The 13,747-nt window shown below is 64.1% G+C and carries 13 protein-coding genes; 6 read left to right on the top strand and 7 right to left on the bottom strand.

Annotated elements, in window-relative coordinates; all coding sequences use genetic code 11:
- Positions 1–29: 29 nt before the first annotated feature.
- The gene (locus tag CO669_RS09470; protein ID WP_097659544.1) at positions 30–1,079 is read right to left on the bottom strand and encodes a LysR family transcriptional regulator; all 1,050 of its coding nucleotides are present in this window, start codon (positions 1,077–1,079) and stop codon (positions 30–32) included.
- Positions 1,080–1,563: 484 nt separating this feature from the next.
- Between CO669_RS09470 and CO669_RS09460 the strand changes: the two genes are divergently transcribed.
- Both CO669_RS09460 and CO669_RS09455 read left to right on the top strand, forming a co-directional pair.
- Positions 1,564–1,830 carry a hypothetical protein gene (locus CO669_RS09460; protein WP_097659543.1) on the top strand — a complete coding sequence of 89 codons (267 nt, stop codon included), beginning with the start codon at positions 1,564–1,566 and terminating at the stop codon, positions 1,828–1,830.
- Between the two features lie 206 nt (positions 1,831–2,036).
- On the top strand, positions 2,037–2,768 hold the full coding sequence (locus tag CO669_RS09455) for a cytochrome c biogenesis CcdA family protein (protein ID WP_097659542.1): 732 nt from the start codon (positions 2,037–2,039) through the stop codon (positions 2,766–2,768).
- A gap of 59 nt (positions 2,769–2,827) precedes the next feature.
- Here CO669_RS09455 and CO669_RS09450 read toward each other — a convergent pair whose 3' ends face one another.
- The 6 genes from CO669_RS09450 to CO669_RS09420 all read right to left on the bottom strand — a co-directional run bounded on the left by CO669_RS09450 (position 2,828) and on the right by CO669_RS09420 (position 10,067).
- Positions 2,828–3,745, bottom strand: a complete 918-nt coding sequence (locus CO669_RS09450) for an MBL fold metallo-hydrolase (protein WP_097659541.1) — start codon at positions 3,743–3,745, stop codon at positions 2,828–2,830.
- A gap of 213 nt (positions 3,746–3,958) precedes the next feature.
- Positions 3,959–4,909: an MBL fold metallo-hydrolase gene (locus tag CO669_RS09445; RefSeq protein ID WP_097659540.1), complete on the bottom strand. Its 951-nt coding sequence runs from the start codon at positions 4,907–4,909 to the stop codon at positions 3,959–3,961.
- A 32-nt stretch (positions 4,910–4,941) separates the two neighbouring features.
- Positions 4,942–6,147 carry an NAD(P)/FAD-dependent oxidoreductase gene (locus CO669_RS09440; RefSeq protein ID WP_097659539.1) on the bottom strand — a complete coding sequence of 402 codons (1,206 nt, stop codon included), beginning with the start codon at positions 6,145–6,147 and terminating at the stop codon, positions 4,942–4,944.
- A 502-nt stretch (positions 6,148–6,649) separates the two neighbouring features.
- Entirely contained in the window at positions 6,650–7,609 is a 960-nt protein-coding gene (locus tag CO669_RS09430; RefSeq protein ID WP_198963925.1) for a helix-turn-helix domain-containing protein, read from the bottom strand.
- 309 nt (positions 7,610–7,918) lie between these two features.
- A complete protein-coding gene (locus CO669_RS09425; RefSeq protein WP_097659536.1) occupies positions 7,919–9,376 on the bottom strand; it encodes a sensor histidine kinase in 1,458 nt (485 codons plus the stop codon).
- Positions 9,377–9,722: 346 nt separating this feature from the next.
- Complete coding sequence (locus CO669_RS09420; protein ID WP_097659535.1) at positions 9,723–10,067, bottom strand: DUF1236 domain-containing protein; 345 nt, start codon at positions 10,065–10,067, stop codon at positions 9,723–9,725.
- 138 nt (positions 10,068–10,205) lie between these two features.
- Between CO669_RS09420 and CO669_RS09415 the strand changes: the two genes are divergently transcribed.
- The 4 genes from CO669_RS09415 to CO669_RS09400 all read left to right on the top strand — a co-directional run bounded on the left by CO669_RS09415 (position 10,206) and on the right by CO669_RS09400 (position 13,721).
- On the top strand, positions 10,206–10,439 hold the full coding sequence (locus CO669_RS09415) for a hypothetical protein (protein ID WP_097659534.1): 234 nt from the start codon (positions 10,206–10,208) through the stop codon (positions 10,437–10,439).
- Positions 10,440–10,806: 367 nt separating this feature from the next.
- Positions 10,807–11,805, top strand: a complete 999-nt coding sequence (locus CO669_RS09410; protein ID WP_097659533.1) for a TRAP transporter substrate-binding protein — start codon at positions 10,807–10,809, stop codon at positions 11,803–11,805.
- 84 nt (positions 11,806–11,889) lie between these two features.
- Positions 11,890–12,405, top strand: coding sequence for a TRAP transporter small permease (locus CO669_RS09405; protein ID WP_097659532.1), 516 nt, complete (start codon positions 11,890–11,892; stop codon positions 12,403–12,405).
- Entirely contained in the window at positions 12,402–13,721 is a 1,320-nt protein-coding gene (locus tag CO669_RS09400) for a TRAP transporter large permease (protein WP_097659531.1), read from the top strand. The genes CO669_RS09405 and CO669_RS09400 overlap by 4 nt, the downstream gene beginning before the upstream one ends.
- Positions 13,722–13,747 lie beyond the last annotated feature (26 nt).

The raw sequence follows: 13,747 nt of genomic DNA, 5'->3' as shown, positions 1-13,747 counted from the left end.
TCTTTTTGCCGCTGCTTTCATCTCTGTTTTCACCTTTGTTCTTCGGTTGAAAATCCCCCGAAGAGCTGGGTCAGGGGTTCGCCCATGTAGGAGTCCTTGAATTCATGCGGGTGCACGAACTCTTCCTTAAACCACGGGAAACGAGCCGGATTGAAAGCCTCGATCAGCCAGTCAATCATGTGCCGCACGCGCGGAATACGGCCGCTACCGGGATGGTAGGACAACCAGATATCCAGCGGCCGGTTCAGCTCGACCTCCAGTGGAATTAGTTTTCCGCCAAGCGCAATGGCATAGCTCGGGAAGACGCCGATGCCGGCGCCGTTCGCGACCGCCCAATAGTTGGCGCTCGAGACGTTGGTCTTCATGACCAGAAGGTCACGTTCCGAAACGCCCGGAAAGAAGCTCTCGAAGGATTCCTTGGCGGCGAGCTGGTCGGCGAATTGCAGCACCAGGCGATGCTTGATCAATTCCGCCGCCGATTGCGGCGCGCCATGCTTTTCGATGTACTTCTCGGAGGCCCAGAACATCAGGTGCATGCGGCCGAGCCGCACCAACTTGATGTCGAGCGCCGAAGGACGGGACAGATGAATGGCGACGTCGGCCTCGTGGCGCGAGACGTCGGCCGAACGCATCGCGCAATGCAGGTCGACCAGGATCTTCGGATAGGCCTGCTGGAATTCGACCAGGCGCGGGGCGAGCCAGAACGTGCCGAGGCCCTCGGTGACGGCGACCCGGACCTCGCCAGACAGCGCGTTGGCCATCGAATCGCTGGCGCGCAGCACGTCGAAGGTCGCGGCCTCCATGCGTTCGACGGCAGAGACCACCAGCGCCCCTTCATCGGTCAGGTGGGTGCCATGGACGTCGCGGGTGAACAGGGTGGTGCCGGTCTGGCGCTCGAAATCGTCGATCCGCCGGCGCACGGCGTTGATCGACAGCGACAGGCGCTCGGCCGCCGAGCGGAAACTTCCGCATCGGACGACTTCGAGGAATATGCGGGCCGCATCCCAATCCGAGAGGCCGCTGAGATTTGTCTTTGGGCGTTCCGCCAGAAGAACGCCCCTTTCCGCCAAGGAGTGCATACAAGTCCCTTCGGGCGGCTAAACTGGCAGAATCTGACGCAAACCACAACCACGGCGGGTTGGGGGATGACGAGTTTTGAACCGTCATCCTTACTATCTGGTGGGTGGTATTGGGATGCTGTCATGGGCTGGGAATCGGGCGGATTTTTCGTCCGAATGAGGGGTGTGGCGTGAGTTCCGTTGCGAGCCGTGAAATGGCTGCGGGATTGCAGGCGCTGTCCGCAACAATCGCATTCACGCGCAACCCGGCGCCGTGTCTCTCGACGGATCAATCATCGCGCGCCGGGCGTTTCCTCGCCGATCGGTTCGACGGCCTGCAGCGGCGCAGCGCGTCGATGGTCGCGGAAACCGCGGTTCCACAGCGGAAACACGCTGAAATCAGGTTCGGAGGCATCGCAGCCTCATGCTATCCTCGCGGCTCCAGGGGGGCCGAAGGGGTCGTCGCAATCACATCTCGCAGGCCGAATTAACGGAAAGAACGCCGGTGTCGCATTCAGACGAACAGTTGCAGTCGGTGCTGGAAACGCTCGAGGAGTGCCGCAGGGTTCTCACCGCGTGCAACAGCCGTGAGTCGGCCGAGCTGCTCTCCATTGTCATCCTGGACGTCAGGATGAAGCTCAAGGGAATTGACAGTGCCGATCTCAAGGCGCTGTGCGACGAAATGTTGCGGAGCGCCGCGAGCGAGCCGCCATCGCCTTCCAAGCAGACGCAGGACCAGCCCCGGCGTCCGCTGCTCCGCGTGGTGAAGTAGCCGCGCCGCCGAATCTCGCTTTTTGGCGAGATTTGTGCGCGTCCCGATGCCGCACCTGTGATCGCAGACGGCATCGGGAGGAGCCTTGGTTTTGTGCGCCTCTGTTGCGCATTCCCCGGCATCGGCTACACCAGAGCCGGTTCGGCTCCGGACCCGGCGCATTTCCCGCGCGCCGTACCGGCACCTGAGATGGCTCAGACGGCATCATGCAAAATGTTTCGATCCCGGCGGCGCTGATTGCCGGCCTCGTCAGCTTCCTCTCGCCTTGCGTCCTGCCGCTGGTCCCGCCCTATCTGATCTACCTCACGGGCGCCACGATCGAGCACGTCGAGAGCGACGAGCCGGCCGCGGCCTCCAAGCGCGCGATTATGATGTCGGCGCTACTGTTCGTGCTCGGCTTCTCCACGGTATTCGTCGCGCTGGGCGCCAGTGCCTCGTTGATCGGCGGGCTCATCCGGGCCTGGTCGGCGGAACTGTCGATTCTCGCCGGCATCGTCATCATCATCATGGGCCTGCACTTCCTCGGGCTGACGCGCATCGGCCTGTTGATGCGTGAGGGCCGGCTGCCGATCCCGAAGCCCGTTGGGCTCTGGGGGGCCTATATCATGGGCCTCGCCTTCGCTTTCGGCTGGACCCCCTGCATCGGTCCCATCCTCGCCGCGATCCTCTCGATCGCCGCGGCTGAGGCCACGGTGACGAAGGGCGCCGGCCTGCTCGCGGTCTATTCGGCAGGTCTCGGCATTCCCTTCCTGATCGCCGCGCTGATGATCGAGCAATTCTCCGCGCTGTTCGCCCGCATGAAGGGCCACCTCGTCAATGTCGAGCGTGCCATGGGCGTGTTGATGGTGATCACCGGCATCGGCTTTCTCACCGGCGCGGTCTCCAATGTGAGCATCTGGCTGCTCGAGACGTTCCCGGCGCTGCAAACGATCGGGTAGGACGCGCGCTCGCGAACGTCGTGAGCACGCGCCCCGGTTTCGTCTGACCCAACAAGCTGTCAGTAGTCCCAGAACACCGGCACCCAGCGGAAGGCGTCGCCGTCTGTCGCGACGCGTCCGACGGACGGGAACGGCAGATGGGTGGCGACTAGCATCTCGCCGGTCTCGGCAAGCTCCCGCAGCAGGCGGACACGGACGCGCGCAGCCTCCTCCGGGTCATGCTCGAAGCCGTTGTACCACTCGGGCTGTTCGAACCCGACTGCAAACACGGCGTCGCCGGCGAATGTCAGCGCCTCGCCGCCGGACGCCACGCGAACCACGCTGTGCCCTGGGGTGTGGCCGCCGGTGCGACGCGCGATGACGCCGGGCGCAATCTCCTGCGTCTCCTCGAATGTCCGCAACTGGCTGCCGTACTCCTTCACGAACCGCTTGGCGGTGGCCCGAAGCGCATCCGGAAAGCCTTGCGGCATGTTGGTGTGGGAGAAGTCGGGCGCTTCCCAGAACTTGACCTCGGCAGCCGCCACGTGGATCCGCAGGTCCTTGCGCAGCCGCTGCTTCACGCCGTCGACGAGCAGTCCACCGATGTGATCCATGTGCAGGTGGGTCAGCACGAGGTCGGTCACCGATGACAGATCGATACCGGCGGCCTCCAGCCGCTTGATCAGCTGACCGGCGCGCGGCAAGTGCAAGTTGGGGTCGGATCCGAGGCCGGCGTCGATCAGGATGGTCTTGCCGCCGCTGCGGACCATGACCGCATTCAGCGCCCAGTCGAACGCGTCCTGTGGCAGGAACATGTCGTGCAGCCAGGCCGCACGCTCGGCCGGGGCCGCGTTGTGTGCCAGCATCGTGGTCGGCAGCGGTAGCACACCGTCGCTAACCACCAGCACATCGATATCGCCGATCTTCAGCGCATAGCGCGACGGTACGAGCTCTTCGGCGCCCGACGACACGGGATATGAGGTGTTGTGAAGGTTCATGTCTGTTTCTCCTGAGTGTTGTGGGTCATCCGATTCATCCTTGAAGACTTTTTCTCTCTCCCTCGCTCTCTCCTTGGGCGCTCAGTTCCGGGGAACGACCGTGCGTCCGTTTTGCGAAGCGCGGATGGTGTTGGTGAGATGTTCAGAGACTGGCGAGACGTTCGGCTCCGGCGTCGCCGCTCGATCCGGCGATCGTCGCCGTCCCGTGAGTGGTCAGTAGTCCCACCAGGCCGGTACCCACCGAAACAGGTCACCGGCGGTCGCGACCCGGCCGACAGACGGGAACGGCATGTGCGTGGCCACCAGCCACGCGCCGGTTGCGGCGAGCTCGCGCATGAGCCCAATCCGGACGCGCGTCGCCTCCTCGGGGTCGTGCTCGAAGCCGTTGTGCCATTCGGGGTGGTCGAACGAGACCGGGAATATGGCGTCGCCGGCGAACATCAGCCGGTCGCCACCGGAGGCAAGACGGACCACGCTGTGTCCGGGGGTATGGCCACCGGTGCGACTGACGACCACTCCCGGCGCGACCGTGTGCTCCTGCTCGAAGGTGCACAATTGGTTGCGATACTCCACGGCAAACTGCCGGGATGCTCGTCGGGCCAGATCGGCGAGCGCCGGCGGCATTCCGGTGCGGGAGAAATCGGGTGCCTCCCAGAACCTGACCTCGGCAGCCGCCACGTGGATCCGCAGATCCTTGCGCAGACGTTCCTTCACGCCGTCGACGAGCAGCCCGCCAACGTGGTCGAAATGCATGTGGGTCAGCACCACGTCGGTCACGGACTCCAGGTCGATGCCGGCGGCCTGCAGTCGCAGGCCCAGCTGTCCGGCCCGCGGGAAATCCGGGTATTCCGCTCCGAGCCCGCTGTCGATCAATATGGTCCGGTCGCCGCTGCGCACCACGACCTCGTTCAGCGCCCAGTCGAACGCGTCCCGCGACAGGAACATGTTGTCCAGCCACGCGCCCCGGAGAGCCGGCTCGGCGTTGGTGGCCATCGACTCCGCAGGTGGCGTCAGCACGCCGTCGCTGATCACCATCACGTCGATCTCGCCGACCTTCAGCGCATAACGCGACGGAACCAATTCGTCGGGTCCCGGTCTGCCGAAACGTTCAATGTTGTGCGGATTCATGCTGGCCTCCTGAGTGTTGCGGATCGTCCGGTTCATCTTCGAAGACTCCTCTGCTCGCGTGATGATGTTCAGAGACTGGTTACGCGCTCCGGATCTGCCGATGCGAGCGCAGCGGCGCGCTCGGCCTTCGGCGGATAGATCCAGACGGTGTTGATTTCCTGCTTCGTCTTCTTGGCGACGTCGCCGACCATCTCGACCTTGCGCTCCCAGCCGCGCGTGAACAGCGCGCCGGCTTCGCCGAGGTCGAGGCAGGTGACGTAGGCCTTCTGGTGGTACGGCCTGGTCGGAACGCCGAGCAGCTCCGCGGCCGCGTTGTTGCCGGCAAAGGCGCCCATCCGCGTCGCGTGCTGGCACGACATCAGCGCGTAATTGCCGTCGTCGTCGCAGGCGGCGCGGGCGGCATCGCCGGTGGCGAAGACGCCGGCGACACTGGGCACGCGCAGGTCGCGATCCACCAGCAGCCGGCCGAATTTATCGCGCTCTGCGGGAATTTGCGCGGTCAAAGGTGCTGCGCGAATGCCGGCCGCCCAGACCACGGTCTCGGTTTCGATATGCTCGCCGGTCGACAGGGTCACACCGGACTTGTCGAGCGCGGCGACGCCCACGCCGAGCCGTGTCTCCACGCCGAGCTTGCGCAAAGCTTCCGCGATCACGGGGCGGGGGCCTTCGCCCATGTCAGGAGCGATCGCGCTGTTGCGCTCGACGATGATCACGCGCGTTCTGGCATCCTTGCCGAGGATCTTGTGCAAACGCGCGGGCAACTCGGTTGCGGCCTCGATGCCCGTGAAGCCGCCGCCGGCCACGACGACCGTATCGCGTCCATTCACGGCCGGCCGGTCGGCGAGACCGTGCAGATGCTTGTCCAGCGCGATCGCGTCATCGAGCGAGTCGACGCTGAAGCCGTGCTCGGCAAGGCCGGGAATGTTGGGGCGGAACAGGCGGCTGCCGGTGGCGACCACCAGGCGGTCGTAGGACAGAGTCTTCTTCGGCCCCTTTGCAGTCGTGATCTGCACCGTCCGCGCCTCGGTGTTGACGGTCTCGGCGCTGCCCTGGATGTAGTCGACGTCGATCGCCTCGAGGACATCGAGTAACGGCGCCGTCAGGGTTTCCGGCTTCGGCTCGTAGAGCCGCGGGCGGACCACCAGGGTCGGCTCAGGTGCGATCAGCGCGATCTGGAGGTCGTCAGGCGAAGCGCCCTGGATGTCGCGCAGGCGGGCAGCGGAGAGGGCGGCGTACATGCCGGCAAAGCCGGCGCCGATGACGAGCAGTCGCATGTGGTTTAACTCCTGGGTTTGGTGGCTCGGAACGCGCGCAGGCCGTCGTCGCCGCCTGGCGTCGGCAGAGCCTGTCGCGATCGGCAACGATGCGAAGAGGTGAAACGGAGACCGCTGGGCCTTATGGCGCGGTGCAGTTCGGCAGAGAGGACAGCAGCGCCGGGCCTTCACATGCCGCCGGGCAGCTTCTCGGGCCCCATGGCAAGCTGCGCAAAGCTGCCGGCACCATCGGTTTTCGGGGCCAACCCTGATTGATCAGGATCGACGTGGCGGGATTGACGCTTTGCGCAGCCGGCGCTTCTTCGGCTGTCGGCTGGGTGAAGCGTACGGTCAGCGAGAGCCCGTACAGAAGCGCTGTCGTGACGGCTTTCCGTCGCGGTGCGATCGCAAGGTGTTTCCAGTCCATCGTGGGTCTCCGTCCGCGTCGTGCGATGCCAGATGTTTAGCGAACCAGATATTCGACTGCCCCAGAGCGATTGCCGTCCCTGTCGCGAGATTGCTGCTAACGCATGCGTCTGCGCCAATCGCTCGGTGTTTCTCCCGTCAGCTTCCTGAAGGCGGCGGCGAAGGCGGTCTGCGAGGAATAGCCGAGCGCCGCGGCGATCGAGACGATCGCTTCGTCGCTCTCCCGCAGCATGCTCATGGCCTGCTCGAGCTTGTGCTGGCGCAGCCAGGCATGCGGCGAGAGCCCGGTGCTTTCCTTGAAAGCCCGGCAGAAGTGAAATCGCGAGAGGCCGGCGTCCGACGCCAGCGCATCGAGCGAGACGTCCGCATCGCTGTCCGAACGCAACCGTTCGATCGCGCGGAGCAGGACCTTCGGCGACAGCCCACCCATGGTCGGCTGGAACGTGGGTGGCGAACCGGTGTGGGCGACCAACAGGCGCGTGGCCAGAAGATCCGTCAGCTGATTGCGGAACAACGTATCCAGGGCCCCGTGGCCCCCCAGCGCGTCCGCTGCGCTCAAGAGCAGTCTGGACGTAATCGGATCAGGATGCGCCGTCCGCTCCAGCAGGTCGGCCGGCTTGGTGGTCCCGGCCTCGTCGGCAACGCGCTTCAGTGTTGCATTCGGAAGATAGAGCTGGACCACATCGACAGGCTTCGGAATGTCCCATCGGGAGCTCGATCCTTCCGGAATGATGATCACGACTCCAGGGCGAAACGTCCCGATCGCAACCGATTTCCCCGATCGCCGCTCCATGCGCTGCATCATGCCGTTGTACGCCATGATCACGTGGTGGCTCATGGGCTCCACGACGTCGTGCAATGGATCATGTTTCCAATGGGCGATCCCGGCGCCGGAGGAGTCCAGTGCCACGCGAGTCGGTTCGGTCCTGAGCACTCGCGCCATCTCCGCATCGGCGGCGCGCCGTTCGGAGGTCGGGCCATTGTCCGGCTCTGCGCCAGGTGGGGGCGGCAAGCCCTTGTGTGAGGGATTGCGCATGAGTGTGGTGTTCCCGATCATTGCGTGGCTCCTCCCGATCGGCTCAGGTTGTGGATCAGGTTCCCGTAATTGTACGGGGCGGCGCAGGTTCTATGCGCTGCAAAGGCTCGGGGTCTTTCCTCAAGCGGTCATGCTTTGTCCAATCCTGCTCCAAGCAGGCGCGCGCTTTCGCAAATGCACGATGGGTGGCGCTGGGTTGCGCAAGGCCTTGAACGGAGATCTTGTGAAAGACGTTTTACGACAAAATGTGCCGCAGGCCGTCACATAGCCATCGTCTCGCGAGCGCGTGCGGCATCGGCGATGATCAGCGCTGACGTCACTCCGGTTGGCTCAGCGCGCCTCATCCAGCGTGCAGACCACTGTGCAGACCACGCCGCGCGGCAGGAAGTCGACGGTGGCCTCGCCGCCGAGCTGGTCGCGTGCGCTGCGCTCGATCAGGCGCGAGCCGAAGCCGCGCCGTACCGGCGCCGTCACCGGCGGTCCGCCGACTTCGGTCCAGATCAGCCGGAGCCGCGGCTTCGGCGCGTCGGTGATGACCTCCCAGTCGAGCGTCACGCGGCCGGTCTCGTTGGACAGCGCACCGTATTTCGCGGCGTTGGTGGCGATCTCGTGCACGATCATCGACAGCACCACGGCGAGACGCGGCGACAACGGCACGGCGGGACCAGCCATGCGGATGCGGTCGGGGCTGTTGAGCAGGAATGGCTGAAGCGCCCGGGCGATCACATCCCGGAGCTCGGAGCCCGCCCATTTCTCCTGGCTCAGAAGATTATGAGCTTCGGCCAGTGCACCGAGCCGACCCTCGAACTTGGTCCGCTCGTCGCGGCTGGCGCTGCGAAAGGTCTGCACGGCGATCGCCTGCATCAAGGCCAGCGTATTCTTGACGCGATGGTTGAGTTCGTCGATCAGCAGATTGTGCAGCATCTCGCCGCGCGCGATCGTGGTCGCCATCCTGACCGCGAAGGTGAGGCCCGTCAGCAGCAGGATGCCGCCGATCAGGCTGGTGATGGCGATGTTGCGCCAGAGCGGCGCGATCAGCGAGCTCTCGGCGACGCCGGCCACGACCGTCCAGCCGGTCAGGCCCGACTTGGTAAAGGCGGAAGACAGCGCCACTCCATCGAGCGAGACGCTCGAAAGGGCGGCTTCTGACGTGCGAGACATCGCGTCATACAGTGCGCCGGAGGCCTGCTTTCCGATTGTCTCACTCGGGTTCGGGACGCGCGCGAAGACGACGCTCTTGGTGTCGAGCAGGGATACGGTCCAGAGTTGGTCGGGCCGCTGCTTCTCGACAAGCTCCTGAAAGATGCTGATCGGCGGGCTGAAGCAGAGGTCGTAGATCACCTCGCCGTCGCGAAACACCGGAACTTCGACGGTGAGCACCCGCCGTCCGCTGATCGCGCCGATGAATAGGTCGGAATATTGCGGCGATTTTCTTGCAAAAACTCTTTCGATGGTCCCGAGATTTCCGCGCGCCGGCAGGCTTGCGGTGTCCTCCGTCGCGGAGGAAAACAGCAGCCGGCCCTTGCGATCGGAGATCAGCACCAGGCCGCCCCTGCCATATTGCTCGACGAAGCCGAGCGCGATGCGGCGGAAGCTCTGGAAGTCGTCGTTGCGCAGCGAATTGGTCAACGCGAGCACTTGCAGGCCGTCGGTCATGCGCTGGACTTCGGAGTCCAGGACGAGGCGCATGCTGCGCACGTTCTCCAGCACCCGGCGCGTTGCGTCGTCGCGGTCCTGCCTGTAGTTGTAGACGGCGATACCGACCGCAAAGACGATCAGCGGCAACATCGTTCCCGTGACCAGAAGCGCGAGTCGGACCGGTAGGGTGAGCTTTGACAAACGCGGGCGTCCCGGTTCCGGCGCAGCGGCGCCGGATTTTGATTTTGGGCAGACCATACGGGTGGGGCCCGCCGGGCGCCACGATTTTCGTATATGGGGGACCGTCTGCAACGGAATGTTACAGCGCCGTCCGGCACGCCCTGCGCGTCAGCTCATGCTGATTGCGGTCAATAGTAGACACATGGCGTAAACAGCCGCCAGGCCGAGCCCGGCGATCCGGGCCTCTCGATGCGACATCATGCGATCACCTCTCGCGAAGGCGACCGCCTTGAAGGCGGTCGGCCTCCTGCCGTGCTCAATCGATTTCCTGGACGACCGTGCGCGAGCCGGGATCCACCAGCATCACGCGATCACCGGAGTAGACGTAGCGATACTTCGTGAGCGCGGGGCCCCAATCGGACGGCACGGCCTCCAACTCGACATCACTCGGCACGGTCGCCCCGACGATGATCTTCTCCTTCGTCGTGACCGGACGCAGGTGATGCTCGGTGACGTAGGATTTGATCCTGGTTCGGTATTGCGGCTCGATCTGAATTGTCGTGGCGTGACCGGTTCCGGTGGTGGTCACCACCGTCGATTGCGCCAACGCACCGCCCGAGACCAGAATCGCAGCGGCGGTTAGCAGGAACAGCTTCTTCATCTCGTCCTCCTTGCAGGAATAAGCGCCGCAACAACATCCGACCATGCGCGGCGTTCCCGCACCGAGGAACGAATTGCCATTTTTTCCCGTTTATGCGTCGCGCCGGCCGGACGGGCCCGGCGATTGGAGGAGGAGAAAATGAAGATCAGAATCGCGACTGCAGCATTGATGCTTGCAACAATGTCCCTGCCCGCGTTCGCGGCCGACGAGTTTTATGTCGTCCAGGACGTCAAGACCAAGAAGTGCACCGTCGTCGACAAGAAGCCGACGGACGCGTCAATGACCGTCGTCAGCCCCTCGGGCGCGATTTACAAATCACGCACTGAGGCCGAGAGCGGCATGAAGACCGTCAAGGTCTGCACGTCCAATTGAGGAGGATGACAAATGCCAGTCCTCATTTTGTGGGCCGTGCCGGCCGTTCTGGTGATCGGCGGCGGCATTTATCTGATCGGCCACATGCACTAAGCCTGCAGCGCGGGCGGCGAGCGGGTCTGTGCGTGCAGCGCACAGGTCCGCACGTCGTCGTATCTCTGGAGGAGGCGGTCTCGCCGCCTGCCCGCGGGGCCCGAGTTGCAGTGCAGCAGGTCGTGGCGGGGTGCCCTGCGACGAAGGAGTCCCTTCAGCGCCGGCGAAATGACTTCCGTCCCGCCGGGGATTTTCATACGCTTCTCTCGCAAGCCGCATGCCGGCTTCACTCACGCCCCGGCGACAGGGACGGAGCATCAAAGGGAGGGAGACGATGAAGCGAAGGTCATTTCTCGCTGGGGTCGGTGCGACCACCGCGGCGGCCGTGATCGGCACGCCCTCGATCCTCAGGGCGCAAGCGCCGATCACGCTCAACGGAGCCGTGCAGTTCAACGACGATCACGCCTTCAATCGGGCGCTGATCCGGTTCGAAGAGCTGGTGAAGAAATATTACGGCAAGCCGGTCAATTTCACCTTGCACAAGAACTCCTCGCTCGGCCTCGAGAAGCAGTATTTCGAGTACATGTCGCAAGGCAAGGCGGTCGATTACGGCATCGTCTCGCCTGCTCACATGTCGACCTTCGCCAAGGCGGCCCCGTTCATCGACGCGCCCTTCGTGTTCAAGGGCATCGAGCACATGAACAAGGTCGTGGAAGCCAATATCCTGGCGCCGATCGCCGACGAAGTGGCTGCCAAGGCCGAGGTCGTCCTGATCGGCTATTCCGGCGGCGGCATCCGCAACATCTTCGCCAACAAGCCGCTCAAGAATCTCGCCGATCTCAAGGGGCTCAAGGTTCGCGTGCAGGGCGCCCCGATCTGGTCGAAGACTTTTGCCGCGGTCGGCATGAGCCCGACGGTGATCGCCTATAACGAGATCTACAACGCGATCCAGAACGGCGTGATATCGGCCGGGGAAAACGAGGCGGCCGGCGTCGAAGCGATGAAGTTCTACGAAGTCGCTCCGCATCTCAACCTGACCCAGCACGCCGTGTCGATCCGGCCGATCTGCTTCTCGGTGAAGACGCTGAAGACCCTGCCGAAGGATTTGCAGGACGCGATCATGAAAGCCGGCAAGGAGGCCGGAGACTATGGCCGTCAGCTCGAGTCGAGCGAGGAGGTCGTCAAGCTCGACACGCTCGAGAAGGCCGGCAAGCTCAAGCGCGTCCCGTTCGAGGAGCGGGACGCCATGAAGAAGCTCGCCGACCCCGTGATGGCCACCTACGCCAAGGAAATCGGTGCGGAAGGCATTTTCGAGAAGATCAACGTCGCTTGAGATCTTTGCGTCCGCCGACAGCATGTCCGGGCAAGCCACGCTTCTTGCCCGGACGTGGCGGATGGTCTGCCGCACGGAGTCCCAATGTCTGAAATGCCCGTCCCTTCAACACCGTCGCTGTGGCATCGCGTATCGACCGCCTATGCGAAATTGCTGGAGTTCATGCTGGCTGCTTGCGTCGGCATCCTGGTCATACCCGTGACGCTGCAAATCATCTCGCGCTACACGTCCGTCATTCCCTCCTACATCTGGACGGAGGAAATGGCGCGTTTCCTGTTCGTCTGGACCATCATGATTGGGGCCATGGTGGGTGTGCGGGAAGCCCAGCATTTCGAGGTCGACGTGTGGCCGGACCTGTCGCGGCGGTCGGAGGCCGCGGTGCGGATTCTCGCGCGTCTCGGGGTGCTGGCGCTGGCGCTCGTGTTCGTGGTGGCCGGATTGGAGTTCACGCGCTTCGCCTGGAACAGAACGTCGGAGCTGGCCGATCTGCCGCTCTGGCTGATTCACGTTGCGTGGCCCGCTGCCGGCGTGACCTGGATCGTCTTCGCAGGTGAACAGATCGTCGATGAGATGCGCGTCCTGGTCGGTGCACGGCGATGAGCGGCAATGTACTCTCTGCCGGGCAGGCGGCGATGCTGCTGTTCGGGGTTTTCATCGGCCTGCTCATCGTGCGCGTGCCGGTCGCTTTCGCGCTCGGCCTTGCCTGCGTTCCGATCCTGTTGATCGAGCCGCATCTGTCGCTGATGATGCTCGCGCAGGAGACCTTCAACGCCTACAATTCGTTCATTCTGCTTGCGGTGCCGTTCTTCCTCCTGACCGCGAACCTGATGAGCATCGGCGGCATCACCGATCGCCTGGTGGCGCTGTCGCGATCGATGGTCGGACACTGGCCGGGCTCGCTGGCGCAGATCAACGTCGTGCTGTCGGTGTTCTTTGCCGGCATCTCAGGCTCCTCCACCGCCGATGCGGCGAGCCAGTCCAAGATCTTCATCGATGCGCAGACCAAGGAAGGTTACGACCTTTCGTTCTCGATCGCGATCACCGCGGTGTCCGCGGTGCTTGCCGTGATCATTCCACCCTCGATCCTGATGATCGTGTGGGGCGGGCTGATCTCGACCTCGATTGCGGCGATGTATCTTGCCGGAATCGTGCCGGGCCTCCTGATTGCGGGCGCGCAGATGGCGACGGTGCACATCTACGCGGTGCGCCGCGGCTATCCGACCTATCCCAAGGCGACCTGGGTCGAGATGCGATGCGCGATCTGGCGGTCGATACCGGCCCTGATGACGCCGTTCATCATCGTCGGCGGCATTTTGCTCGGGTGGTTTACCGCGACCGAGTCCGCCTGCGTCGCGGTGCTCTATTCCGTGGCGCTTTCCGCGTTCTTCTATCGCGAGACGGGTCTGCGCGAATTGTACAGGGCTCTGCTCGACACCGGGCGCCTCGCCGGCGTTGCCCTGTTCTGCGTGGGCACGGCGAGCGCGTTCGGCTGGTTGCTGGCCTACTACAAGATCCCGCAGGAGCTCTTGGCGAATGTCTCGACCTGGGGCATGGGCGCGGTCGCCGCGGGCTTCTTCATCGCCTTCTGCTTCCTGGTGGTGGGCTGCTTCCTCGACGCCATCCCCGCCATCATCATCGTCGGCACCGTGCTGGAGCCGCTCGCCAAGTCCGTCGATCTCCATCCCGTCCAGTTCGCGATCATTTCCATCGTGTCGCTGGCGTTCGGACTGGTGACGCCACCCTATGGCCTGTGCCTGATGATCGCCTGTTCGATCGCGGGCGTGCGGCTGCGCTATGCGCTGAAGGACACCGTCATCATGCTGGTTCCGATGCTGCTCGTGCTGGCGGCCCTCATCGTCTGGCCAAGCGTGTCGCTGTTCCTGCCGCGTCTGATCGTGCCGGAGATGCTCAAATGAGCGTCCGTAAATGAGCTTTGGAGAGC

It is taken from the genome of Bradyrhizobium sp. Y36 (assembly GCF_002531575.1).
Classification (GTDB): domain Bacteria; phylum Pseudomonadota; class Alphaproteobacteria; order Rhizobiales; family Xanthobacteraceae; genus Bradyrhizobium.
Note: the sequence above shows the minus strand (reverse complement) of the source record. Positions and strands in the feature narration are given on the sequence as shown.